The organism is Candidatus Liberibacter brunswickensis, assembly GCF_036858155.1.
GTDB lineage: Bacteria > Pseudomonadota > Alphaproteobacteria > Rhizobiales > Rhizobiaceae > Liberibacter > Liberibacter brunswickensis.
The window spans coordinates 1-26,868 of sequence record NZ_JAAEJX010000009.1; the positions used below are offsets into that span (position 1 = coordinate 1).

A 26,868-nucleotide genomic window follows, 5' to 3' on the forward strand; every position below is an offset into this window, starting at 1 on the left:
AACAGATAACATAATTTAAGTCAACTAAAATTACTCATAAAAAATTACTCAGTCACTATACATAACATAACCTAAAATATTTGACTCTTACAAAGAAAAATTATATCCCCTTACAAATTTAACTTGATACAACAATAGGAATTGATAAAAATTTAAAATAATATTTTAAACGGTATAAAAAACTTTCTTCTCAAGGTTATAAATGATGAGAATTCTTTCTAAAGCTTACATTCCTGAATTACCAAATTACTATTCTGGAAAAGTTCGAGAAAATTATTTCTTAAACGATGGAACTCGTATTACTATAGCAACAGACAGATTGAGCGCATTTGATAAAAATGTAGCATGTATTCCGTATAAGGGTGAAATATTAAACAAAATAACGCGATATTGGTTTCAACAAACATCAGATATATGTAGTAATCATATATTAGATTATCCAGATCCCAATGTTTTAGTTGGTCAACAATTGCAAATGTTTCCAATAGAATTAGTAGTACGTGGATATTTAGCAGGAAATACCAATACCTCTATCCTTACATTTTATAAAAATGGAAAACGAAATATATATGGACATTTGCTACCTGATAACATGTACGATAATCAGAAATTACCATATCCGATAATAACACCTACAACAAAATCATCAAAATTAGATTCAGATTGCGATAAACCAATCTCTTACAATGAAATTGTTAAAACAGGGATACTCACTAAAAACCAATGGGAAATAATTTCTTCTTATGCACTATCTCTATTTGAAAAAGGATGCAAGATTGCATTAAAAAGAGGATTGCTTCTCGTAGACAGTAAATATGAATTCGGAATAGACAAACAAGGGAATATAGTTCTAGCAGACGAGATTCATACGCCAGATTCTAGTCGTTACTGGGAAGTAGATAAATATGAGAAAGCCCTTAAAGAAGGATTATCTCCTATTGGATTAGATAAAGATTGCATTCGCAATTGGATATTAATGCACTGCAATCCTTATAAAGATAACATCCCTATTATTCCCGAAAATATTATACTTAAAACATCACAAACTTATATTTCATCATATGAAAAAATAACTGGATTAAAATTTGTTACTGAAAATTTAGAACTTGATATCCTAGAAAGAATTCGCAACAACCTGAACAAATACATAATAAGATAGCCATTAGTCATCGTAAAAGATTAATACACATCTAATATGATTTTAAAAACAATAATAAAAATCAAGATTTGACATAAATATTGATTTTCTTATGCATTAAATTATTGTAAAGAAAGAATCTTCAATGTATAAGGAGGAGATAAATGATGTTGTTATTTCTATTGATATCTTCATGTAATTCTTGTATTTCTATAAAATAAAAAATAATTTAAGTTTTAAGAATGAGTATTAGTTATTAATATATGATCGTTTTTTGTTAGCATTTTCCCTGGTAGCTCAGCGGTAGAGCATTCGACTGTTAATCGACAGGTCGCCGGTTCGAATCCGGCCCGGGGAGCCATGTATTTACAATTATGCTTTTTGAAGATTACTTGGCTGTTATATTTAAAAAACATCCCGCCACTTGCATTATAATTGAAATTTTTCCTTGAAAACCTAGAAAATAATATCTTCTCCATCATCTATTTTAAAAAAATTTATCCTTTTTGGGAGTAATAATTTTTTGCTGTGCTATTTTTTATATTGAAAATTGTAGTTTATTAAGAATTATAATTGCTATTCTATGTAATAAGATAACCTTATTGTAGCAAAAATTATTAAATAGGAGTTTTGAAAGATGATTGTTCTGTAATCTGTAATATTTGAATTATTTACCATAGAAATACTTAGATCTGCACTAGAAGAATACACATTTACTTTTATTTATAGTATAAAATTTTAAATTGCCCATCTTTTTTGTGTCGTAAAAGAAATTGTCAGCCATCTTTCTTCTCCAAATCCACCAATAACATTACCTATCTCATTTCTTATGATATCAAGAGATTCTATACTCTTAATAGGATAATTTTTGGGAACGATCAAATATACCTCTATAATGCGAGAACGACCTATCTTGGTAACATATGTATAAAAATCAAGAAAACCATGCCTAACCACAATCGGATAAAGAGCCTCCCTTATCTGAATATCAAGTTCAGGAGGAGTCATTTGAAAAATTTCAAATGTTGCAGACTTCATTGTATAAATTGATGTCGGCAGAATAAACAAACAAATGTACATTAAAACCATCGGATCAACATAAGGAAGAGTCCAACTGTATGAACTATTTCTTAAAAATATACCAAATAAAAAAGCAATCACAACAGAAAGTAAAATAAATCCCCCAACAATCCAAGACCTTGCATCTAATTCAACAAAATCAGATTTTATTTCCCGATTGCGCTTTTTTTCATATATACCCATAGTCAAACAAATACATGCGGTTATAAGAGAATAAATTACAGCATGTTCAAAATCAATACTATGGCCACCCGATATAACAGTTAAAAGGGACATCAGAAATTCGTAAAGAGTTGCGAATATCAAAATAACAGAATTAAAAGCCAAAACCATTGGCTCAAAATGCCAAAAACCAAACTGGAAATATCTCTTTCTTTCTCCGTAATCTTCTTCCAAAACATCTCTAGAAATTAACTTGACCACAATTAAAGAAAGAGTTGTCATGCCTGCATCTAAATATGAATAAAATCCCTCAAAAACAATAGAGGAAGATCCTGTCATCATACCAACAACTACATTTGTTGAGGCCATAAGCACCGTAACAAAGATAGATAATTTTAACAGGGATTCTTCTGAATTTGATCTTGATTTATAGTTCTTCATCTAGTAATTTTACAATGTATCTTGATAACAATCTACATAAAATTATCTTGGTTAAAAAAAATATACTTCTTAATGTGAATTAAACCTTACGAAATATTATTTAATGATATCCGAAATTTTGTATTCTTAGTAAAGTGGAGTGAAATGTATGGACTTTAAACTACCAAATTTGCCTTATAGTTGTGATGCACTTTCTCCATATATGTCACAAGTAACCCTTGAATACCACCATGGTGTACATCACAAGAATTATGCTGAAAATGCATTAAAACTAGCATCTGATGCCGAAATGCTTGACTTATCATTAGAAGAGATAATAATAAAGTCGCATGGATCCAATGCGGTTCTTTTCAACAATGCTTCCCAATATTATAATCACAATCTTTTTTGGCCATGTATGAAGAAAAATGGAGGAAAAGAAAAGATACCCCAAGTACTAACTGATGCTATCAATAAATGTTTTGGAAGTTACGAGAAGTTTAAGTCAGATTTTATCATAGCAGCATCTACGCAGTTTGGATCTGGATGGGGATGGCTATCTGTAAAAAACGGGAAGCTAGAAATATCAAAAACACAAAACGCCGAAAATCCCCTAATAAATGGAGCAATACCAATTCTTGGTATAGACGTATGGGAACATGCGTACTATCTAGACTTCCAGTATAAAAGAGGAGTTTACATAGAGTCCTTTATCTCAAACCTTGTGAATTGGGAATATGTTCATGAACGCTATGAAGCGGCTATAATCGCACAAAAATCATCTTAATAGTAGAACATTGATATCTTTTGCATAAAAGATGCTGTAAATAATTATAATATGAAATAATAGTGATATTGTAGTTCTGTTTATAACATGTAATTTTATACATAATTTATTATAAAAACAGTATGCTATCTTATTATTTCTTCATAAATATTACAGTAATTTGTTACGTTAAATAAATATCATTCTTATTTAATTATTATACAAAACATAATGCAGATATATATGCGAAAGGTTTTATTATACCTTATTGTTATTGTGCATATCGTCTATAATTCTTTGCTTCAGGACAGAAGATGCCCTAAATGTAATCACACGACGAGAATCAATTAAAACCTCTTCATTAGTCTGCAAATTGCGACCAACACGTGGACCTTTTTGTTTCACATTGAAAGTAGCAAAAGAAGAAATTTTTATTGTTTCTCCACGAACTGCAGAATCAGCAATTTCGTCAAACACTGTCTTAACGAAATTTGTAGAATCTTTTCTAGAAAGAGCAAATTTTTTTGAAATATAACTTGCTAAATCTGACCGGGTTATAGTTTTTTTCACGATACACCATCCACTTATTTAAATATCTACGCAAAAAATAATTTCAAGATGAAAAAATTTTTAATTTACCATCGTAATAATATAGCGCCTGAAGTAAATCCTCCTCCCATGGCTTCCAATAAAAGGCAATCGCCTTTTTTAACACGACCTTCCTTAACTGCTACATCCAAAGCAAGAGGAATAGAAGCGGCAGAAGTATTCCCATGTATATCAACGGTAACAATTACTTTTTCTAAAGGAATATTCATCTTCTCTGCTATACTATCAATAATACGCCGATTAGCCTGATGCGGAATAAACCAATCAATATTTTCAACTGTCAAATGAGATAAATCTAAAACTTTTTCTATTAATTCCACTGCTTTTGAAATAGCATACTTAAAAACAGCTCTTCCATCCATACGCACATGCCCTACTGTTCTAGAAGTAGAAGGACCACCATCCATATACAACTTATCAATGTATGAACCATCGGAGCATAAATAAGTCAAGAATACCCCTGAATCACTCTTATCAGACTTTTCAAATTCTACCGCCTCAAGAATTAAGGCTCCAGCACCATCACCAAACAAAACACAAGTAGAACGATCAGACCAATCAACAATACGAGAAAAAGTATCTGCCCCTATTATCATAACACGCCGCACCATTCCTGATCTTATATAAGAATCAGCAGTAGTCACAGCGTAAATAAATCCAGAACAAACAGCCTGAATATCAAAAGCAAAACCACGCTTCATACCCAAACGGTTCTGTATATTTACAGCGGTTGAAGGAAAAGTCTGATCTGGAGTCGATGTAGCCACAATTATGAGATCAATATCATCTACACTCATTTTTGCATTGCACAACGCATCACGTGCAGCAGCTTCCCCAAGAGAAGACGTTGTCTCACCATCTACAGCGATATGCCGCTGATTAATACCGACACGCCTTTTAATCCAGCCATCAGAGGTGTCAACTATAACCTCTAATTCACAATTATTAAGCACTCTTTTCGGGAGGGATGAACCAATTCCTCTTACAACAGAACGAACCACGTTTATTACTTTCTACTATCCGATACAACATTCTTTTCATATGAATCTAACAAACTATCTCGAACTATCTGCATATCATTCTTTACCATACTTATAAAACCATTACGAGACATATTCCGAGCAATACCTAAAACATTAATTATTGATCTAGCATCGCTGCTTCCATGTCCTTTTACAACAAGTCCATCAACTCCCAACAGGACTCCACCATTAAAGTTACGTGGATCAAAACCTTCTTTTAGCTCTCGTAAAGATTTTTTAATAAAAAAACAACCAATCCTAGACAATAGGGTACTCTTTAATGATTTTTGCAAAACTGCAGCTACATGAGAAACCGTCCCTTCTGCGGATTTAATCGCAATATTTCCAGAAAATCCTTCAGTTACAACTACATCTACCAAACCTTTAGCGATATCACTCGCCTCAATGAAACCCTTATATTCAAAATAATTACGACACTCTCCACGCAATAAACGAGATGAATCCTGCAGGACACCGTGCCCTTTTGTCTCCTCAGTTCCGACATTAAGCAATCCTATAGAAGGACGACTTATTCCTAATGCAGAATGAGCAAAAAAACTACCCAAAATTGAAAGCTGTACCATATGCGATACAGTAACAGATCCAACGGCAGCACCAACATCTAATATGACACACTTACCCTTATTAATAGTTGGCCAAAATGCTGCAAGCGATGGACGATCTACGCCACTAATCTTACTCAAACATAATCTGGCCATAGCAATTAAAGCACCAGTATTTCCAGCACTTACGACAGAAGCAGCCTTTTTTTTCTTTACTGCTTCTATAGCACACCACATACTGGATACATTTCTACCTCTACGCAATGCATCAGCTGGCCTCTCATGCATAGAAATCGATACATCACAATGATAAAAACAACTACGCTCTTTGAGATTTTTATAAGAATTTAATACTGGCAAACAAACTTTAGCATCCCCGTACATTAAAAAGCACAACTTAGGATTGGATTCAAGAAATTTGGACGCTCCTAGAATAAGATCTTTTGCTCCCAAATCACTTCCCATAAGATCAAAAGAAATTGTATCAACGCTATTATCTTGCGACGCGTCTATTTGATTCATTTATTACCCTCACAGACATTAAAATATTCCTAAAAATATACGATATTTGTTATTTTAACATTATTTGGCTTTATTTTTCACCACTATTTTCCTAAAAGATAAAAATATTTTAGTATTTATAATGATTGCCATCATATACATCAGAAAATATTACACCTTCCTTTTTAGGATATGGATTAATTGCCACTGCTGTAAAATCAGCTATTACTGCACCAATATCAATTATTCCATCGTCTGAAAAGGGTAGAATATCAAGTTCTCGAGCTTCCACCACGTTTTTTTTACCAGAAATATCACCATTAGGATAAAAGAACTTAGATGAAGAAGGAACAAAAATACAACTTACAGAATCTTCTACCTCAGATTGTACTGAATCCAATGTTATCACACAAGCTTGAATTATTTTCGCACACACTTTTCCTGACATACGAACCCCAACTTTCTTCCAAGCGGAAAGTTTAACATCAGCACTCCAATTTTCAACAGATATTACGCCCCACTGCTTTGCTAATTTTTCACAATCTAAAATATCAGCCTTTATCTTGAAATTAATCGGAGAAGAAAACACAGATCTGATGTCAACAGGATATGTATATAATTCATTTTTTTTTGTTTTTACTTTCATACGATTTCCATTGCATATTTCCATTGCATATTTCCATTGCATATTTCCATTGCATATTTCCAGTATATTTTCATTGCAGCGATCAACAAATCTTGTTATCATGCACTAATTTAAATTTAATTAGTTCTATAGTGTATCTTTGTTGTGGATATTTTTGTTATAAATACTAAAGAATCGTTTTAGCTAGCGCATAATATATAGGAGATACCTTTTTTAAATTAGTTAGTCTTGTGTTGTTTGTTTAAAGGAAGCGTTTTTTCGCATTTAGAGGAGAAATGTAATTTGTTCTTTGGGAATTCTTATTTGAAAAAAGTTTTTTTTTTCACTTCTTTAATGTTTGCAGTTTTCCATTCTTCTTACAAAGTAGCTAATGGACTTGATTTGGATTCTGCGTCTGTTTCTCTTGTATCTGTTAAATCCTCTCGCAAGCACGTTCTTCAATCTCTTGGGAGTCCTTCTTTTGCGATTATAGATAGTAATGGATTTCAGTCTTTTTATTATATTTCGCAAAACAAGAAAGTTCCTATCTTTGGATTTCTTTCTCCGAAGATTCTAGAGAGAACCATTCTGAAAATACATTTTAATAAAGAGGATTTGGTCTCTAGTCTCTCTATCAAAAAGCATCCAAATAAAAAATTTTTTCCTAACAAGAGACGTACACCCGCTCCAATTCAAAGAACAGATGGTTTTTTCAGTAGGTTGATTAATAGCGGGAGGAGAACGGCCTAATGAAAAATTATCCCGAAAAAGAAAATTTAAGTAATGAAAAATTGTTTCAATCGTCCTCTTGTTCATTTTCTGAAACGACCAAAGATGTACAAGTTATTAAACGCAATGGAAAAGTAGTATTATTTGATCCTTCAAAGATAAGCATAGCTATTATGAAAGCTTTCATAGCAGTTGAAGGAAAAGGGGCTTTACATTCAAAGCGTGTAGAGGATATTGTCAACAATCTAACAGATCAAACAATTACAAAACTATTGCGATATCATACCTCTTCTCTTGTAGTTCTTCACATTGAAGATATACAAGATCAAGTGGAATTATCTCTAATGCGTAGTGATCATTATAAAGTCGCAAAAGAATATATTCTATATCGTAAAAAAAGATCAAATAATCGTATCAAACAATCAAAAAGTGATTTGCCGATTGCTCCAAATTTAAAAATAAAAATGGATGACGGCACTGTTGTCTCTTTCAATTCTAAAAGAGTTGAAAAGGTTGTAGAAGAAGCTTGTTCAGGGTTAGAAGGTGTTTCACCAAAAGCAGTTCTAAGCGAGACTTATAAAAATATGTATGACGGTTTGAGCGAAAGTGATGTAGAAATATCCTTAATTTTTTCTTCTCGAGTGCTAATTGAAAAAGAACCAAACTATTCAAAAGTCAGCGCACATTTGCTTTTAGATAAACTTCGTCGTGAAGTCTTGACTACAATTTATAAAAAGCCTAAAAGTGCTACGCACCAAGAAATGCGCGATTTATACAGAGAGTATTTTCTTCTTTACGTTGAAGAAGGGATAAAAGCGAACTTATTAAATGATTCTCTCAAAAGCTTTGACCTTAAATATCTAGCAGATGCCTTGGAACCAGATCGTGATTTGGAATTTGAATATCTCGGATTACAAACACTTTATGATCGATATTTTCTTAATAATGATGGTAAACGCTTTGAAATGCCTCAAGCTTTCTTCATGCGTGTATCTATGGGGCTTGCTTTACAAGAGAGAGAAAAAGAAAAAAGAGCAATTGAATTTTACAGATTAATTTCTTCTTTTCATTTTATGTGTTCCACTCCCACTCTGTTTAATTCTGGAACACGTCGCCCACAACTTTCTTCTTGTTTTCTCACAACCGTTCCCGATAATTTAGATGGTATATTTGAATCATTGAAGGACAATGCTTTATTAGCTAAATATTCTGGAGGATTGGGTAATGATTGGACACCAGTTCGTGGTCTTGGATCTCATATTCATGGCACAAATGGGAAAAGTCAAGGAGTAATACCATTTCTCAAAGTCGCTAATGATACAGCTCTAGCTGTTAATCAAGGAGGAAAACGTAAAGGAGCCGTCTGTGCCTATTTGGAAACTTGGCATATTGATATAGAAGAGTTTTTAGACCTTAGAAAAAATACTGGTGATGATCGTAGACGTACCCATGATATGAATACTGCAAATTGGGTTCCAGATCTATTCATGAAAAGAGTTGAACAAAATGCAGAATGGACCTTGTTCTCTCCTGATGAAGTAAGCGATCTTCATGATTTATACGGAAAAGAATTTGAACAATCGTACGAACAGTATGAAGAAAAAGCAAAACAAGGAAAAATAAAAATATTCCGCAAGACATCAGCTGTCGGGTTATGGCGTAAAATGCTTACTATGCTTTATGAGACAGGTCATCCATGGATAACTTTTAAAGATCCTTGTAATATTCGTTCCCCTCAAAAGCACGTTGGTGTAGTCCATTCTTCTAATCTATGCACCGAAATTACTCTCAACACATCTCATGATGAAACTGCTGTCTGTAATCTAGGATCAATTAACCTTCTTGCACATTTCAAAGATACTAAACTAGATCATGATAAATTAATTAATACTATTCGCACAGCAGTGCGCATGCTTGATAATGTAATTGATACGAATTATCATACAATTGATAAAGCAAAAAGGTCTAATCACAGGCATCGTGCTATAGGTCTTGGCATTATGGGATTTCAGAGTGCTTTACATCACTTATCTATTCCTTATGCAAGCCTAGAAGCTATTGAATTTGCAGATGAAAGCATGGAATTTATTTCTTATCATGCTATAAATTCCTCTGTTGAACTAGCCGAAGAACGCGGAGTATATCCTAGTTTTGAAGGCTCACTATGGTCTAAAGGAATTCTTCCTATAGATTCTATAGAGATGCTATCCGAAGTTAGAGATGAATTAAAAATGGATAGAACATCACGGTTGCCGTGGAATGATTTAAGAGATCGTGTGAAATCTATAGGAATGAGAAATTCAAATTGTATGGCGATTGCTCCTACAGCAACAATTTCTAATATTTGCGGAGTATCTCAGTCTGTTGAGCCTTCCTATCAAAATCTTTTTGTTAAATCAAACATGTCTGGTGATTTTACTGTAGTAAATTCTTTTCTAGTTGCCGAATTAAAGAAAAGAGATCTATGGGATGAAACAATGATTTCAGATTTAAAATATTATGATGGAAGTATTGGAAAAATAGAGCGAATTCCTGATGATCTGAAGAACATTCATGCCACTGCTTTCGAAATTGATCCTTTATGGTTGATTAAAGCCGCATCGAAAAGACAAAAATGGATTGATCAAGCTCAATCATTAAATCTTTATCTTCCAAATCCAAGCGGAAAAAAACTTGATTTCATTTATCGGCAATCATGGCTAAGGGGTTTAAAAACCACTTACTATTTGAGATCTCTTGGTGCTACTCATGTTGAAAAGTCTACCATGAAAAAAGTAGATGGTAAATTAAATGCAGTTCCGGTAACAGTTACTAATTGCGAACAAGATACAGGGTGTGAAGTATGTCAATAATAAATCATTGGAGAATTTAATGAGTGATATCAATATGTTACACCCTGATAATATAAATAATCATTGTCATGAAGATCAGACAAATGACACTGTAGGTTTAGGCCCTATTCAAAAAGGCTCTATGCGTATTAATGTAGATGAAAAAAGAATGATTAATGCGCAATCTGATGTAAATCAACTATTACCTTTAAAATATAAATGGGCATGGGAAAAATATCTATCAGCATGCAATAATCATTGGATGCCAACAGAAGTATCCATGCAAGCAGATATTGCCCTTTGGAAGTCATCTGATGGATTAACGGATGATGCACGTCATATGATTAAACGAAATCTGGGTTTTTTTGCATCATCTGAAAGTCTTGTTGCTAATAATATTATACTAGCTATATATCGTCATCTTTCTAATCCAGAATGCCGACAGTACCTATTAAGACAAGCTTATGAAGAAGCGGTTCATACCCATACATTCCAATATATTGTAGAAAGTCTTGGACTGGATGAGGGAGAACTTTTTAATATGTATAGAGAAATCCCCTCTATTACAAATAAGGCAAGCTGGGCTTTACAATATACTAAAAATCTTACTTCTGCGTCATTTTCTACTGGAAATAATGAGAGCGATCAGGAATTTTTGCGTGATCTTATTGCTTTCTATGTAGTTTTTGAAGGGATGTGGTTTTATACTGGATTCGCACAAATATTATCATTAGGAAGATATAATAAAATGGTTGGTATTGCAGAGCAGTACCAATATATTATGCGTGATGAATCACTTCATCTTAACTTTGGTATTGATGTAATTAACCAGATAAAAATTGAAAATCCACATCTTTGGACTAAATCGTTTCAACAAGAAGTACGGCAAATGTTAAAAGAAGCTGCTATTCTTGAAGTTGATTATGGAAGAGATACCATGCCAAGAGGATTTCTTGGTATTAATGCTGATTTGTGCGAAAAATATATGTGTTTTATAACTAATCGTCGTTGTGCACAAATTGGATTAGAGCCTGTTTTTGAAAAAACTGAAAATCCTTTTCCATGGATGAGCGAAATTATAGATCTTAAAAAGGAAAAAAACTTTTTTGAGACACGTGTCAATGAATATCAGCATGGAAGCAGTTTAGACTGGAATTAATATTATTTTTCATAAAATTATTAGATAGGTATCATAATTAATAAGATATTAGTTAGTTATCGTTGCTGTTCAACTTATCTAATTTATATTGAAATATTAAGTATAAGAGATATTATTTATTGTTTTGAATGTTTATGTTACTACGCAACATTGAGATATGGTAAGTATAATAAGAATTATCTCATACAAAGTATCGAAATACATTTTATTAAGTGATTTCACAACATGAAAAAAAATGATCAATCTCCAAACGTACGAGGTGTAGAAAACTGGGAACAAGCAGCTCAATGGCTTAGAGAGCGACGTATTGAAGATGTAGAATGCATTACACCAGATCTGGCTGGTATCCCTCGTGGTAAGATGATGCCATCATCAAAATTCATTTCTAATATACCACTCACCGTCCCTTCTGCAATCTATAGACATACAATATCTGGGGAATCTATGAATTCTTCTTATTCATTGTTCCATGAAAAAGATGGAGATCTAAGATTATCTCCAGATCTTTCTACTTTAAGCGTTGTTCCATGGGAAATAGATCCAACAGCTCAAATAGTATGTGATGTTGTAGATTATGATTGTGAAGAGGTTACTTATACACCACGTAATGTATTAAAAAGAGTTTTAAATTTTTATTCTCAAAATGGATTAAAACCAATTATTGCACCAGAAATTGAATTTTACCTTATTGCTAAAAATGAAGATCCTGATTATCCGTTGCAGCCTCCAAAAGGTCGTTCTGGGCGCTCAATACTTGGGGGACAAAGCTATTCTATTATGGGAATAAATGAATTTGACGAAATTATTGATGATATATGGAAGTTTTCTGAAAAACAAGGACTTGAAATAGATACTCTGATACATGAGGAAGGACCTGCTCAATTCGAAATAAATATACGCCATGGTAATCCTTTAAAACTAGCAGATCAAGTTTTTTTATTCAAAAGAACTATCCGCGAGGCTGCTTTTAAGCATGATATTTATGCTACTTTTATGGCGAAACCAATGCAAAACTATCCTGGATCTGCCATGCATATTCATCAATCTGTATTAGATATCAATAGCAATAAAAATATATTCTCTAATCCTGATGGTTCTGAAACGGATTTGTTTAGATATTTTATAGGAGGTCTACAAAAATATATTCCTAATGCCTTAGTTATGTTAGCTCCTTATGGAAATTCTTATCGTAGGATGGTGCTTGATATGGGCTGTCCTGTCAATAACGCTTGGGGATATGATAATAGAACTACAGCATTTCGCATACCTTTTTCTGATGCGGATACTAAAAGAATAGAAAATCGTCTTCCATCATCAGATACTAATCCTTATCTAGTTATTGCTGCATCATTAGCATGTGGATTATTAGGTATTCTACAAAAAATAGATCCAACACCACCTACTATGAAATCCGCTAATCAAGAGGCAATTAACCTACCTCGTGGACTATTAGAAGCAGTAACACTTTTAGAAAATACATCTGATTTTAGAGATATTTTTGGATCAAAATTTATTGATATATATACAAATTTAAAAAGAAATGAATTTGAAACTTTTATGCAAGTAATTAGTCCTTGGGAAAGAGAATTTTTACTTCTTAATGTATAAATCATCATGTTATGTTATAAATTAAAAATTATGTCTAACATAATATGTAATCAGATATAAAAGTATCCATCTTTATGAGTAATATTTTCTAACATAACTTATAAGTAATATTTAAAATGCAAAATAAATCTACTCATATTAAAGATTTTGATTTTATTATATTCGGAGGTACAGGAGATCTAGCAAAACGCAAACTCTTTCCAGCTCTATATCACAACTATATTAAACAAAAAAATCAAATATCTAGTCGAATTATCGGTATCTGTAGAAATAAAATATCCGTAGAAGAATACCGTTCTTTTATTGGTAAAGAACTTAAAATATATCTTAAAAATAATGAATATAATTCATTAAAAGTTAAAAAATTTCTTTCTATTATTTTCTACGTTAATTTAGATTTAGAACAAAATTACGGATGGGATGTATTAACAGAAATATTAGAAAATGATAGGAATAAAATTAGAATTTTTTATCTATCAGTATCCTCTAGGTTTTTTGGAAAAATTTCTCAAAATATACAATCAAATGATCTAGTAACAGAACATACACATATAGTATTGGAAAAGCCTATTGGTAATAGTCTCAATTCTGCAAAAAAAATTAATGAAATAACCAGTAAAATATTTAAGGAAAATCAAATTTTTCGCATTGACCATTATCTTGGCAAAGAAGCAGTGCAAGGGCTATTGATATTTAGATTTGCTAATATATTTTACGAATCTATTTGGAATAATAAATATATTGATCATATTCAAATTACTAATGCAGAGACCATTGGTATAGAAAATCGAGTTGATTATTATGATCGAACAGGCGCACTACGTGATATGATCCAAAATCATCTTTTGCAGCTACTTTGTCTTGTTGCAATGGAAATGCCTATTTCTATGAAAGATAAGTCAATTAAAGATGAAAAAATAAAGTTATTACAATCACTTAAAATAATTAATCCTAAAAATGTACAAGAACTAACAGTACGAGGACAATATCAATCAGGGATTATCAATGGAACTCCTGTAAAAGGTTATCTTGAAACAGTTCCATTGGGTATATCGGATACTGAAACTTTCGTTGCAATAAAAGCAAGTATTGAAAACTCTAGATGGTATGGAACTCCCTTCTATCTTCGCACGGGGAAATATCTTGCTAAACATGCATCAGAAATTGTTATTTATTTTAAACCATCTCCTTTTAATATTTTTAATAATCAGATATCAAAAATAGAAGGGAATAAATTAGTTTTACGTTTACAAGATAGTGGGGAAATTGAACAATTTATTATTACTAAAGACCATGATACTAGTGGAATAAAATTAAAAAAAAATGTTCTACGAATATGTAGTAATTCTAAAAAAATACAACGTAATCAAGATGGATATGAAAGACTACTTATGGATATTATTAATTCTAATCAAACACTTTTCATGGGATATAGTGAAGTTGAAGAATCTTGGAAATGGATCGATTCTATACTACAAAGTTGGCAAACTATGAATCAAAAGGTTGATTATTATTCTGCAGGAACATGGGGACCTGAAAAATCAAATGTATTAATACAAAAAGATGGACGCAAGTGGCATGAAAATACTTAAGAAAATATTGTATGCCAAAATATAAATTACATGTTGTAGACAACAAAATACAACTAGCAGAAAAGTTAGCAAGTAAAGTGGCACAACAACTTTTGGCTGGGATAATGAAAAGAGGAACTGCAAGCCTTGCATTATCTGGTGGTTCAACACCGCTATTTTTTTTGGAATCACTATCCATTATAGATATTGATTGGCATAAAATAACAGTAACATTGGTTGATGAGCGTTTTGTATCACTTGAAAGTTCTTATTCAAATCAATTATTTTTATCAAAATTTTTTTTCAAGAACAAAGCTCAAAAAGCACATTTTATTTCTCTTTACTATCCACAAAAAAAAATAGAAGAATCAGCTATAATAGCAAATAAACAAATTTATCAATCAATCGATTTTCCATTTGATGTTGTTGTTTTAGGAATGGGCATAGATGGACATACAGCTTCTTTTTTTCCTAAAGGAGATACATTGTCTACAGCTCTTGATATTAATACACCTAGATCCGTAATTGCTATTCAAGATAGATCTGATAATAAAAAACGTCTAACAATGACTTTTTCTGCATTATATGACGCACGATTTCTAGCATTACATATTGAAGGAAAACAAAAAAAATCAGTTTTGGAAAAAGCTATTGCTGGACATGATATTATGGAAATGCCTATAAGATCTTTCTTATGGAATGCAAAATCAAATCTTGAAATATATTGGACTACTCAATCTTAACAATGATTATCATTCAATATTTTTTTATTTCTATTGATTTTGCGTCAAATTTTGGTGGTTTGATTCCAGAAAATCTATAAGCAGAAATAACTGTATTTGCCATAAGCATTGCTATAGTCATTGGACCTACTCCGCCTGGTACAGGAGTAATTGCTCCTGCAATTAATTTACATTCTTCTGCAACATCTCCAACTAATATATTTTTTCCTAGTTCAGAAGAATTTATTCTATTAATTCCCACATCTATAATCAAAGATCCTTCTTTAATCCAATCCGCCTGGACCATATGAGCTTGACCAACGGCAACGACAAGAATATCAGCAGATTTACAAATTCCTGGCAGGTTTTTAGTACGTGAATGAGCCATAGTAACTGTTGCATTTCTAGAAAGCAATAATTGTCCCATTGGTTTACCAAAAAGATTAGATCGACCTATTACTACAGCATGCTGGCCAGATAAATCACATCCCTTAAACTTATCAATTAGGAATATCGCGCCTGCTGGAGTACAAGATATCAGTCCTGTAGTCAAATCACCAGTCATCAATTTCCCTGCATTGACAACATTAAGGCCATCTACATCTTTCTCAGGAATAATACATTGAATAATAGACTTATTACACATATTATCAGGAAGTGGTAGTTGTACTAATATGCCGTGTATTGAATCATCATTATTTAATTCTTCAATAGTATTTTCCAAATCAACTTGAGAAACATCTCTAGAAAAATTATACTGCACTGAATGAAAACCACAGTTTTTTGCCATTCTTGATTTAGCTGATACATAAGAGCAACTAGCAGGATCATCCCCTACTAGAATAACAGCAATACCGACTTGTACACCTGTTTTCTTTTTTAAAGATATCACAGATTCAGAAATTTTTTCAATCAATTCAGCAGATATAAATTTTCCATCTATTAAAACACTCATATTGATCCATCTCCTTATGTTATCAACTAAAATAATGAATATTTTCCCTTTTAAAATAAGGAAATAATATACACGATTAAAATAAACTCCAACACAAGTTATTTGCATTAATTAATACTAAATTAACACTATAGATGAAATCTTTTTCATATAAAACGCATTAATATCATTCTATAATATAAAATCAGCATACAAATAGAGTAATAATATTTTAGAATGTAATAGTTTTAATATATAATTATTTTGATTTTTCTGTGTTTGGTTCAATTGAAGATCTTTTTTGTGTGATAAGATCTAATGCTTTACCGTCTAAATGAAAACAATTAAAACGTATATCTAAGATAGATAGATAATTCAATTTATCTATCAAAACATTTGATATTAATTTAAAACCTAATATCAAATTAAGATCTTCCTTTATTTTTAGACGAAGATTATCAAAACCAAAAGCTTTAACTTTTACCATATCATCCATTGTAGAATTTGAAAACAATGTATAAAGATAGTCAGTGGAAATTTCTTTTAAATAATGCTCATCTTTAGTCTCATTTATAATAAAAGATAGTTTGACGAAAAAATACGCCTGAAGCAAACCATGCGAAACTATAGGAATAGAAACTAATTCACCTTCAACAATATCATTTTTCTTTACAACAACAGATGTAACATTTTCTTTATTTATATCTACGGAACGTAAAAAAAACATATAAAATGATATCAATGTTACTATCGATATCCATATTCCAGAAAACAAAATTTTAAACATATATCAAAAAAATCTCGTATATCCAATAATTTATATCATGGAAATACCTTTTCAATAAACTATAGATATAACACAAATAAAATATGGATAAGTTTTAAACAAAAGAAAGTTAAATTTTTATAATAAACTAGTATTTATATATTGGTTTTGCATATATCTAAAGATCCGGAAAATTTATCATGATAAGTCCCATCAGCATCCATATCATGTAATTTTCTTTTAAATAAATCAGCAACTACACGAGCAGCATCTAAATAAGATTTTAAAAGAGAAGAATTTAATGCTAATTTTTCATGCAAAATACGTATCTTTTCCGAGTACTCATTTGATATATTTTTACAAGGCAGAATACAAGATGATAATTCATGCAAACAACGCCCCTTATAATCGTTAGAAGCACTAATATCAAATTGAATATTATTTTTTAAATTATTATTTTCATTATCTATTACTTCTATTACTCTGTTTAATACTTTTTGAATTCGATAATTACCCAAAGTAGACATAATATTATTTTCTCACTTTATCGTATGTAACCTATCTTACGGTTCTATAAGATTATAAAGAAAAACAATTTTATTTACTTTTCTCAGATAGATTAAGATTTATTTTTTGTTGTTTTACTATGAAATAGCTTATATTTTCTGCCAAAATATCTTGCCAAAAATCTCCATTAAACCCTCCTCCTAAAGATTTAGATGTTTCTTCTGGCAAAATAGACTTAATAAAATGTTGGAATAAAAAACCTTGTAACTTTTGCATTGTTTCTTGTGGACACTTAGATTTATCAGATTTTTCCTGTAAATCTTTTACTTGAAATAAAGATTTGAAAGAAGTATCCCCTTGAGGGATTTTTACAGAATTACTGTTTTCCATACTCTGCAATTGAGGTATACCATCACTAAAAGAAGAAACTTTCATTTAATATCAACCGCTATATTTTGATAAAAACTAAATTATAATACCTATTTATAAAGACATAAACTTGCGGGAAACTGCATCAAATAGTATGCGTTGCTCTATGTTTTCTTCATTATTTTTATCACTATATTTACGTTCTTCTAACATAGAGCTCATATTTTTAATCTTAGTTAATCTATCAACTTTTATATTTTCTATTGAAAGTATCTTTTCTTGAATTAACTGTAAACTAGCTATTTTTTTTTCATTTTTACTTAAAGAATGGTAGAAATTTGAATAATGTGAAGCAAGCAAAGGATTAGTTAATGCGATTGAATTTATTGAATCTATTAATTTTTCTCTTAAAATATTAATTTTTTTACGTTCAAATACAGTATAACAAACGTTTACTTCTGCAACGTTTTTAATACAACTCTGCAATTTAATAAGCTTATCTAATGTTTTAGAATCTAGAAATCTCATCAGATAATTCCAATACTACTGAATAAATCCATATAAAAAAGAATGCGAGAAATGATATATAATATCATCAATCAATAAATATAAAAACAAAGATCCTACACCAATCATATAAGGTGTAGAGATAAAATAAACAGGAATCTGAGGTACTAGTTTATTTAATAAACCAATAGAAATATTAAATACTATAAAAAAAAATAAAAAAGGACTAGACAACCTCAACATGATAATGAACGTAGTTTGAAATATGCTAACAAAAGAAGGAAAAATATCATTGATATCAAATCCTTCCCCAATAGAAACTGTCAAATAAGATTGCACAATAGCGTAAAAAATATGATGATGAAAATCCATTATAAATAACGCTAATAAACATATTGTTCCAATTAAAGAATTAAACGGCGTTTCTAAATTGGAATCAGATATACCCATACTTGGCTGTAAATTTAAACCGATTGTAGTGGATATAACACTTCCGACAAACTGCAAACCAAGTGTGTATATGTGCATACACAAGCCATACGTACAGCCTACAAATAATTCTACCATTACTAATTTCAAATAATATGACCTATCTTCAAACTTTTGAATATCAATTATATCCCAAATAAATGGAAGCAGTATTATAGAAAATGCAACAGCAAAATAAAACCTTACTTGCATCGGAATATATACCATTGAAATTCCTGGTAAAAACATAATACAACCACCGATACGGCAAATAATCAAAAATAGATACATGATGATAATTTCTCCCGAAATTATCATGGAATTATGCCTAAAATATTTATTTTTAATCCTTTGGATATTTCCATGTGAGAAAGAACCGCTATAGATGGAAATGTTCTCTCAAGTATCATGCGTATATAAAAACGAATTTCTGGTATAGTAACGATAGTAAATACTATGCCTTGATCTATGTATTGACGAATTGCATTAGTAGCACTGTCTGAAAACATTTCAACATCACTTGGATCCACATTAAAATCTACACAATCTCCTTTAGAATCTCTTTGTATAGCCTGATAAAAAACAGCGTCCCAACTACTCCCTAGTTTGAGAATATTCAAGATGCCTGTAGGTGCTAAATCACCACAAATCTGTTGTGCTATTCGAATACGAACTTGTTCAACTATATGTGAAGTCTTACGAAAATGTGGAGCTACTTCAGCGATTGATTCTAATATCAATGGCAAATTTCTAATAGATACATGCTCTGCTAATAATAATTTCAAAACCGCTTGTATTCCAGAATAAGATATATGAGAAGCACATATTTCATCTGCAAGTTTCTGATATTCAGAATCCAACCTACTAATAAGGTTTTTCACATCTTTATAGGAAAGAAGTTGAGATAAGTTATTACGAATAACTTCAGTTAAATGAGTTAGAACAACAGAAAGGTTATCAATAGGATGAAATCCTTGACGCCTTAAATCATCTGAAAAACTTTCCATTATAGAAATAGCTTGCATACCAAAAGCAGGCTCTTTTACCTCATCTCCTGGGAAAGTAGGTTTATCACCAGATCCTAAAATAACTAAAACTTCTCCAATACGAAGTTCGCTTATAGCAACTGTTGTTCCATATACTTTAATTGTATATCCTTTTTCAGGAACAGATATATCAGTTGTAATTTTTATTTCTGGAACTATAAATCCATATTGTATAGCAAACTTTCTACGTATTTTAGCAGTACGTGCAAAAACATCACCTTGAGAAGAAAGTATACGACTAGAAACCAAGCTTCCCAGTACTAATTCAATGCCTGCAGTAGTAAAATTCAACTTTTCTGATTCTTGGTTTTGTTTAGCGGATTCTTGAATATAAGCGATTTGTGCAAGACGTTTTAATTCATCTTTATAAGGAATATAGCATCCTGCAAAAGCAAAAAAAGAACCTAATATTATAAAAGGTAAAGCTGGTAAATTAGGCGTGATAGATAAAATCATCATAAAAAATGATGAAATAAATAATGCACGGGGATATTTAGATAATTGATCAACTATAGCAGTATTTGTTGATCCAACTGAAGTTGTACGAGATACTAAAAGAGCTGCTGAAAAAGAAACAATAAGTGCTGGTACTTGTGATACTAATCCATCTCCTATTGACAATCTAACAAATACATCAGCAGAATTACTAACTGACATATTATGTCGAAAACATCCAATAACAATACCACCTAAAATATTAATTGCTGTAATAATAATACTTGCTATTGCATCTCCACGTACAAATTTTGATGCTCCATCCATTGCACCAAAAAAAGCACTTTCTTTTTCTAGTTCTTTACGACGACTTTTAGCTTCTTCTTCGTCAATAAGACCAGAAGATAAATCAGCATCAATAGCCATTTGTTTTCCAGGAATAGCATCTAATGTAAAACGAGCTCCAACCTCTGCGATACGCGTTGCGCCTTTAGTAATAACAATAAAATTAATTGTAATTAAAATTATAAATACAATCAATCCGATTACAAAATCTCCTGACATAACTAAAGATGAAAATCCAGAGATAACCCTTCCTGCAGCGCCATGTCCAGCATGACCGAATGAAAGAATAGCACGCGTAGTAGCAATATTTAACGATAAACGAATAATTGTAACAATGAGAAGAATCGTAGGAAAAGAAGAAAAATCCAAAGGTTTATCAATCCATAACGCTACCATCAATATCAATATTGATAGTGCGATAGAAGAAGCTAATCCCACATCAAGCAGAATCGTAGGTATAGGCAAAAAAAGGATGCATATAATAATGACAATACAAAAAGACAATGCAAAATCGTGTAAATGATTCCGACTATTTAAATCAGATATGCCCGTTAATGATCGCGTCATACTTTAATCTTATAATCTCAATCTAAAAATAAATGGATTTCGATATATTTAATGCATAAAAATTGTGTGAAAATGAATACAATTTAAGTAGATTGAATACGCGAAAGTACTAAAGTAAAAAAAGAGGATATTTGTCCACCAATAAACGGTGCTGAAATAATAAGAGCAATAAAAACAGCAATAATTTTAGGTACAAAAGTCAAAGTTACTTCTTGTATTTGAGTCAAAGCTTGTAAAAAAGCTATTACAGTACCTAAAAACATCGCTGCAAAAATCACAGGAGCACTTGCTGATAGAATAGTCCACATTGCTGCTCTAGCAATTTCTAAAACATCTGCTTCATTCATATTGACCTCTTTTTACTAAGTGAAGTCGTAATTTACAAAAATATTAACTAGATACTCTAATACCTGTTGTAATTGGAATTTCCTTATCATCTGCAGTAATTGCAGTTAAGCCTGTTGATGATACTTCAACACTATTAACAAGACCACTTATAGATCCATCAGAGTTTGTAATATTCTTACCAATATAACTAGAAGCCTGTGATAAATTATTACTTTTCAATAATTCTTGTAAATTAGAATTAATTTGTACAGATTGCTCCATCTGAGAAAATACAGCTAATTGAGCAACTTGTTCACTGGCTTTCATTGGCTCTGTTGGATCTTGATGTTTAATTTGAGTAATTAAAAGCTTTAAAAATGCATCTTGACCCATTGTCTTATTAGGTTTTGTTTTTAAAATTTCTTTCTGTATAGAATTTACTTCTGTGTTAATTTCCATGATTTAATATCTCCTGGCACATATATTGGAAAATTGATGAAAAAACTTCATTGCCATTGACATCTATATTATCTCTTAAATAGAGATTCCGAATTTCTTTTAAAGCTTCAAAAAATCGACCAGAATCTAATAAAAATTCAATATTTTTCAGTGCTAAAATCATCTGTTGATTATTAATAAAACCAAAAATAACACCTATATACCGTTGGCAAAGATTTATTAAATAATCTTTTTTAGTAGGGAGAAGAAAAATCATCTGCACTATAAGATATAACTGATGAAATGGTGTTAAGGCTTCTTCTTCTCTTATTACGTGATGCTCTAGTATAAATGTAATATCATTTAAAATCTCAAGAATAACTTTGTTATTAACTCGTATGAGAGCGCCATTTAAAAATATTCTATCACCAGCTTTAAGGGAAATTCGCAAAGGGCTACTCACTTTAATCCATCCCTCACGATAGCAATAATATCAATGATCTCCTGATAATTATTTGATTTATTATTCCTAATAAGCTCGCATTTTTTTAAAATCCACAAACCAATTGAAATAAGATTTAACTTTACTTCTTGAGGTAATTGGTTGTTTTCAGAAATCAAATCTTGTATAAACAAAACCCACACTCGACTAGTGTAGAATAGTGCTTCAACAACTTTCTTACCATTTGAAGAAGACTGTTGTGCGCTTAATAATAAAGAAATAGACTTATCAAGAACCAATTGTTCTCGTTTTTTACATTCTACTGGAGATTCCTGTATAGTCTCTTGGTAGTTATGATACATGTATATAACTCTCCTCTGGTATTAGATACGGTTAAATATCAAAGGTAATTCAATAAGCTTAATTTCTGTAGTTTAGAAGTGATCATATAGGACATATCAATTTTACTCATTAATTCTGATAATTGAGTACTTACTTTGTATCCATCTATGCCTACTGATTTTGAAAATAAAACCTCAATAATATTGCTTTTTCCTTGGAGAAATACATTCTCTTTATCAATTCTTTTTTCAGATATACCTAAAGAAGCACGCTGATGATTAATATCTAACAATCCTTTTCCTATAGTAGAAATCATCTTTTGATTAACAACTTTTCTAGCTGATTCTGTCATATTTTTATTTAAAAATTCAGTTCCAATTACTGAAAAAAGCATAAAATCTCTTATCCCTTTCGTATTAACATTAACAGAAACATCAATATTTTCTACATCCTGTAAACGATAATTAATATTTTGATTAGATGAGTTTGACCAATTCTTTAACCAATATTCGTCATCTGAAAATTTATCTTCTAATTGTTTTAAAAAATCATTCATATGCTGACTGGTCATAGAAGAAACTTCTAATTTCTGTCCTGATAACTTTGAATTATCTTCAAGAAATTTTTTTAACATTTGATCAAAAGATTTTTTTGCTAGAGAATCCTTTGAAAAATAATCATTCAAAGGTTTTTTTGATATATTAATACCAGAAAACAAATACCGTCCTTCATCTTTCATATTAGCGAATGACATAAAAGATTTGAATGAAACTTGGACTTCATTATAAACTTGATCAATAATAATTTCTTCACTATTATCTTGAATAAACATAATCTTCTGAAGCAGATCTTCAACAATATCTCCCATACTGCCAAGATTTATTTGTGATGCAGACAAACGTTTTTTAACGAGGGCATTATCATTTAGCATAGCTGCAATATGGCTTTTTTCTTGTTCTATCTCCAAAATACCAGTCACTCTTGATCCTAATTTCAAACCATAATCTGAAGATTGTCCTGTAATAGATTCTGTTTGTAACTTAATAATGTCGCTATTAAACCCTTTAGTTAAGATATTAAGGCGATCAAATATAGAAGATGTTGGAATACCACTTAACTTCATAATTTATTTAACTCCTTCTAATAAAGTTTGTAACATCCTGTTAATGGACATTATAAGCTTGTTGGAAATATTATAAGACTGCTCTACTTTTATTAGAAAACTTAGTTCCTCTTGGAGGTTGACACCTGTAGTATTCGAATAAGATTCAGAAATATGATTCAAAACAACCTTATTTTTCATATTAAAATCATGACTATCTGATCTATTTTTTTCTAGCCACCCAATAGAATTGCGTGCATATTCTAATAAACTAACGTTTGTACTTATTCCTGCTTCAGAATTAAAAGAAAAAATTTTATTAAAAGAATCACAATAATGATTAATAAGATCGGAATATCCTTCTGAGCCTTTGACATTCCACAAAAAATTGTTGGAAGTAGATCCACCATCCCTCAAAAATAATGGATTAGAACGATACTTAGGATTAATGCTAATAGTTGTGGAAATACCAATATGTATTTTGTTACTATCATCTAATGTTTTGATCCCATCAGCAATGAACAAACCAGGAATATCTTTAGAACGACCTGCTACTTGATCTTTCTCAGAGAAACAACTAATAAGACTCCTTGCCATTTCATCAAGCTGATTTTGAAACATTGGAACTACACTATCACGTATTTGCAAAAGTGATTTAATCTTACCTTGTTGAGCAAATGATTCCTTATCAGGAGAAATAACTACGCCATCAACAAAAACAGGATTGCTTTTACTTGTAGCAGTATAAACATCCATCTTCTCAAAATTGATATCACGAGGAACTGTTTCAAATAACGTAGCACCATCCGAAGTATAGATAACCATATCATTTTTATTGCGTACAATAGTAGATATACCAATTATTTCAGAAATTTTTTGCAATAATGCATCACGCTTATCTAAAAAATCATTAGCATCATTATTAACAGCAGTTTTTAACTTTATATTATCATTGATAAATTTGAATTCAGACAACAATACTTTTAAGTTAGAAATCTCTAAATCAATTTCCTTATCAGCATCTGCGCGTATTTTCTGTATTTCTTTAGCAGAATGATTTAAATTATGAACTACCAATTCTGAATCATCAATAACTTGTTTTCCCCAAATATTTTTCGGAAGATTTTTAGAATATGAAGATAGAGAATCTCTAAGCTTAGAAATATGATACGTAGGAGAATTGTTATATTGATTATCAGCACCCATTATTCCTTTTAACGCTTCAAAGCTTTCTAAAATTCTTTGCTGTCCCGCAACAGAAGAATGTGCATCCAATAATTTATCAAACATATTCTTGTTTTCAGAACGCTGAATAACAACTTTTACTCCTTCAGGGTTTATAGAAGTCATCGCATCTCGACATACATAATTTTTATTATCTGAACTCTCTATATTTCCAACAATAGTTGCAAATTGTTTACTAGCATTACTAAAAATATTCTGTGCTTTATTAAATACAGCTGAAAGAGACATTATGATAACTCCTATTAATAAAATTATCTTTTAAGACTAATCAAAATATCCATAAAATCAGAACCTGTTTGGAATACTTTTGAATTAACAGCGTAATTGCGTTGTGCTTCTATAAGTTCTGTTAACTCATTAGCAATATCAACATTTGCAGTTTCTAGAGCTCCAGAAAAAATTTCTCCATATTGATGACTACCCGGTAGACCAATACTTATTTCACCCGAATCACCTGTTGGAAGATACGTATTACCATCAAAAATTTTTAAATTATCCTGACTAGGAACAGTTGCAAGAGCTAAACGATAAACTGGAACCCGTGTACCATCATCGTAAATAACATCTACATACCCATCCTTGCTGACATTAAAATCTTTTGGCTTGCCTGCAGCATAACCATCAATAGTATATCTTTGCGGAATAAAACCACCTGCTAATTGGGTAGTTTTAGATATATCTATAGTTATATCCTGATCTACTCCTGAAGTATTATCAGTAAAGTATATTTTTTTTGGAGAAAGATTATCTAAACGACCATTTGTAGGATCAAATGATATATCTACAGCCTCCAAAGAACCATTCTTATATGGGAAAGAATTATTAGTTGATTGATCTTGACGAAAAACAGATACCTCCCATTTTTTATCTCCAATCTTTGTATAATACAAATCATAGATAACAGGGGATCCTAACATATCATATGCTGAGAAAGAACTTTTATGAGTATATTCAGAATCTTTATTATTGTGTTTTGGACTTTTATTAGAATCTACTATATCTGCATCTTTATCAAGATTATTAGAAATCAATCCTGAAGTAGTAGGATTTGCATTAATTTCAAAGTTTTTTACATTAATTTTTTCTAATCCTTCAAAACTATTTACTACCACAGGAGGATTATCATCATCCTCCAAGGAATAACCTAACAAAATTCCTCCTGCTGTATTTTCTAAAAAACCTTCATTATTAATATGAAAATCACCAGATCTTGTGAGACAATTAGTATTATCTCTTCCTTTTACGATAAAAAATCCTTGACCTTGAATAGCTAAATCCGTGTTAGATGCTGTATTTATAAGAGATCCTTGTGCGGATATCATATCATTTTCATGAACCTCTATTCCCCCAGAAACATGAGAGTTTGATGTAGATGGAAAAACCAGTGTTGAAAACGAAACAGCAGTACGCTTATACCCAATTGTATTTACATTTGCTATATTATCACTAACAGCTGATACCCGATTAGATTGTGCATCCATACCAGAAATAGCAGTCTTCATAGATCCTAAAATGGTCATCG

The 26,868-nt window shown here is 31.1% G+C and carries 27 protein-coding genes and 1 tRNA gene; 9 read left to right on the top strand and 19 right to left on the bottom strand.

Translation table 11 applies throughout. The features are described from left to right. The first annotated feature begins 205 nt into the window (after positions 1–205). The gene (locus tag GY664_RS03240) at positions 206–1,159 is read left to right on the top strand and encodes a phosphoribosylaminoimidazolesuccinocarboxamide synthase (protein WP_333948036.1); all 954 of its coding nucleotides are present in this window, start codon (positions 206–208) and stop codon (positions 1,157–1,159) included. Positions 1,160–1,424: 265 nt separating this feature from the next. Further along, a tRNA-Asn gene (locus GY664_RS03245) sits at positions 1,425–1,499 on the top strand. A 377-nt stretch (positions 1,500–1,876) separates the two neighbouring features. On the opposite strand, the gene GY664_RS03250 is transcribed toward GY664_RS03245, so the two are convergent. Beyond that, on the bottom strand, positions 1,877–2,821 hold the full coding sequence (locus tag GY664_RS03250; RefSeq protein ID WP_333948037.1) for a cation diffusion facilitator family transporter: 945 nt from the start codon (positions 2,819–2,821) through the stop codon (positions 1,877–1,879). Between the two features lie 148 nt (positions 2,822–2,969). On the opposite strand from GY664_RS03250, the gene GY664_RS03255 reads away from it, so the two are divergent. Continuing rightward, entirely contained in the window at positions 2,970–3,587 is a 618-nt protein-coding gene (locus tag GY664_RS03255; protein WP_333948038.1) for a superoxide dismutase, read from the top strand. Between the two features lie 237 nt (positions 3,588–3,824). Here the strand turns inward: GY664_RS03255 and GY664_RS03260 are convergent, their stop codons facing one another. The 4 genes from GY664_RS03260 to GY664_RS03275 all read right to left on the bottom strand — a co-directional run bounded on the left by GY664_RS03260 (position 3,825) and on the right by GY664_RS03275 (position 6,949). Then, positions 3,825–4,136: an integration host factor subunit alpha gene (locus GY664_RS03260; protein WP_333948039.1), complete on the bottom strand. Its 312-nt coding sequence runs from the start codon at positions 4,134–4,136 to the stop codon at positions 3,825–3,827. Positions 4,137–4,201: 65 nt separating this feature from the next. Continuing rightward, on the bottom strand, positions 4,202–5,176 hold the full coding sequence (locus GY664_RS03265; RefSeq protein ID WP_333948040.1) for a beta-ketoacyl-ACP synthase III: 975 nt from the start codon (positions 5,174–5,176) through the stop codon (positions 4,202–4,204). 5 nt (positions 5,177–5,181) lie between these two features. After that, a complete protein-coding gene (plsX, locus tag GY664_RS03270; protein WP_333948041.1) occupies positions 5,182–6,282 on the bottom strand; it encodes a phosphate acyltransferase PlsX in 1,101 nt (366 codons plus the stop codon). Between the two features lie 109 nt (positions 6,283–6,391). After that, positions 6,392–6,949, bottom strand: coding sequence for a DUF177 domain-containing protein (locus tag GY664_RS03275; RefSeq protein WP_333948042.1), 558 nt, complete (start codon positions 6,947–6,949; stop codon positions 6,392–6,394). Between the two features lie 261 nt (positions 6,950–7,210). Here GY664_RS03275 and bamE point away from each other — a divergent pair, with 261 nt between their 5' ends. The 6 genes from bamE to pgl all read left to right on the top strand — a co-directional run bounded on the left by bamE (position 7,211) and on the right by pgl (position 15,527). Beyond that, positions 7,211–7,636: an outer membrane protein assembly factor BamE domain-containing protein gene (gene bamE / locus GY664_RS03280; RefSeq protein ID WP_333948043.1), complete on the top strand. Its 426-nt coding sequence runs from the start codon at positions 7,211–7,213 to the stop codon at positions 7,634–7,636. Further along, positions 7,636–10,467, top strand: a complete 2,832-nt coding sequence (locus GY664_RS03285; RefSeq protein WP_333948044.1) for a ribonucleoside-diphosphate reductase subunit alpha — start codon at positions 7,636–7,638, stop codon at positions 10,465–10,467. Before bamE ends, GY664_RS03285 begins: the two co-directional genes overlap by 1 nt. 34 nt (positions 10,468–10,501) lie before the next feature. Next, positions 10,502–11,605 (top strand): ribonucleotide-diphosphate reductase subunit beta, encoded by a 1,104-nt coding sequence (locus GY664_RS03290; protein ID WP_333948104.1) that lies wholly within the window; start codon positions 10,502–10,504, stop codon positions 11,603–11,605. 225 nt (positions 11,606–11,830) lie between these two features. Beyond that, positions 11,831–13,213, top strand: coding sequence for a glutamine synthetase family protein (locus tag GY664_RS03295; RefSeq protein WP_333948045.1), 1,383 nt, complete (start codon positions 11,831–11,833; stop codon positions 13,211–13,213). 116 nt (positions 13,214–13,329) lie between these two features. Beyond that, the gene (gene zwf, locus GY664_RS03300; protein WP_333948046.1) at positions 13,330–14,805 is read left to right on the top strand and encodes a glucose-6-phosphate dehydrogenase; all 1,476 of its coding nucleotides are present in this window, start codon (positions 13,330–13,332) and stop codon (positions 14,803–14,805) included. Positions 14,806–14,816: 11 nt separating this feature from the next. Next, positions 14,817–15,527: a 6-phosphogluconolactonase gene (gene pgl / locus GY664_RS03305; protein ID WP_333948048.1), complete on the top strand. Its 711-nt coding sequence runs from the start codon at positions 14,817–14,819 to the stop codon at positions 15,525–15,527. Positions 15,528–15,540: 13 nt separating this feature from the next. Here the strand turns inward: pgl and folD are convergent, their stop codons facing one another. The 14 genes from folD to GY664_RS03375 form a co-directional block, all read right to left on the bottom strand. Continuing rightward, entirely contained in the window at positions 15,541–16,461 is a 921-nt protein-coding gene (folD, locus tag GY664_RS03310; protein ID WP_333948049.1) for a bifunctional methylenetetrahydrofolate dehydrogenase/methenyltetrahydrofolate cyclohydrolase FolD, read from the bottom strand. Between the two features lie 238 nt (positions 16,462–16,699). Continuing rightward, positions 16,700–17,227 carry a hypothetical protein gene (locus GY664_RS03315; RefSeq protein ID WP_333948050.1) on the bottom strand — a complete coding sequence of 176 codons (528 nt, stop codon included), beginning with the start codon at positions 17,225–17,227 and terminating at the stop codon, positions 16,700–16,702. 134 nt (positions 17,228–17,361) lie between these two features. Further along, complete coding sequence (locus GY664_RS03320; RefSeq protein WP_333948051.1) at positions 17,362–17,733, bottom strand: hypothetical protein; 372 nt, start codon at positions 17,731–17,733, stop codon at positions 17,362–17,364. Between the two features lie 70 nt (positions 17,734–17,803). Beyond that, positions 17,804–18,148, bottom strand: coding sequence for a hypothetical protein (locus tag GY664_RS03325; RefSeq protein ID WP_333948052.1), 345 nt, complete (start codon positions 18,146–18,148; stop codon positions 17,804–17,806). 48 nt (positions 18,149–18,196) lie between these two features. Further along, positions 18,197–18,610: a hypothetical protein gene (locus GY664_RS03330; protein WP_333948053.1), complete on the bottom strand. Its 414-nt coding sequence runs from the start codon at positions 18,608–18,610 to the stop codon at positions 18,197–18,199. Between the two features lie 15 nt (positions 18,611–18,625). Then, positions 18,626–19,348: a flagellar biosynthetic protein FliR gene (locus GY664_RS03335; protein ID WP_333948054.1), complete on the bottom strand. Its 723-nt coding sequence runs from the start codon at positions 19,346–19,348 to the stop codon at positions 18,626–18,628. A gap of 23 nt (positions 19,349–19,371) precedes the next feature. Next, positions 19,372–21,450: a flagellar biosynthesis protein FlhA gene (flhA, locus tag GY664_RS03340; protein WP_333948055.1), complete on the bottom strand. Its 2,079-nt coding sequence runs from the start codon at positions 21,448–21,450 to the stop codon at positions 19,372–19,374. Positions 21,451–21,533: 83 nt separating this feature from the next. Beyond that, positions 21,534–21,797 carry a flagellar biosynthesis protein FliQ gene (gene fliQ, locus GY664_RS03345; protein WP_333948056.1) on the bottom strand — a complete coding sequence of 88 codons (264 nt, stop codon included), beginning with the start codon at positions 21,795–21,797 and terminating at the stop codon, positions 21,534–21,536. A gap of 43 nt (positions 21,798–21,840) precedes the next feature. Then, complete coding sequence (gene flgD, locus GY664_RS03350; RefSeq protein ID WP_333948057.1) at positions 21,841–22,236, bottom strand: flagellar hook assembly protein FlgD; 396 nt, start codon at positions 22,234–22,236, stop codon at positions 21,841–21,843. After that, complete coding sequence (locus GY664_RS03355) at positions 22,226–22,678, bottom strand: flagellar biosynthesis repressor FlbT (RefSeq protein ID WP_333948058.1); 453 nt, start codon at positions 22,676–22,678, stop codon at positions 22,226–22,228. The genes flgD and GY664_RS03355 overlap by 11 nt, the downstream gene beginning before the upstream one ends. Beyond that, complete coding sequence (flaF, locus tag GY664_RS03360) at positions 22,675–23,019, bottom strand: flagellar biosynthesis regulator FlaF (protein WP_333948059.1); 345 nt, start codon at positions 23,017–23,019, stop codon at positions 22,675–22,677. The genes GY664_RS03355 and flaF overlap by 4 nt, the downstream gene beginning before the upstream one ends. 38 nt (positions 23,020–23,057) lie before the next feature. After that, positions 23,058–24,122, bottom strand: a complete 1,065-nt coding sequence (locus GY664_RS03365) for a flagellar hook-associated family protein (RefSeq protein WP_333948060.1) — start codon at positions 24,120–24,122, stop codon at positions 23,058–23,060. A gap of 3 nt (positions 24,123–24,125) precedes the next feature. Continuing rightward, positions 24,126–25,574, bottom strand: a complete 1,449-nt coding sequence (flgK, locus tag GY664_RS03370) for a flagellar hook-associated protein FlgK (protein WP_333948061.1) — start codon at positions 25,572–25,574, stop codon at positions 24,126–24,128. 23 nt (positions 25,575–25,597) lie between these two features. Continuing rightward, complete coding sequence (locus tag GY664_RS03375; RefSeq protein WP_333948062.1) at positions 25,598–26,866, bottom strand: flagellar hook protein FlgE; 1,269 nt, start codon at positions 26,864–26,866, stop codon at positions 25,598–25,600. Positions 26,867–26,868: the final 2 nt, after the last annotated feature.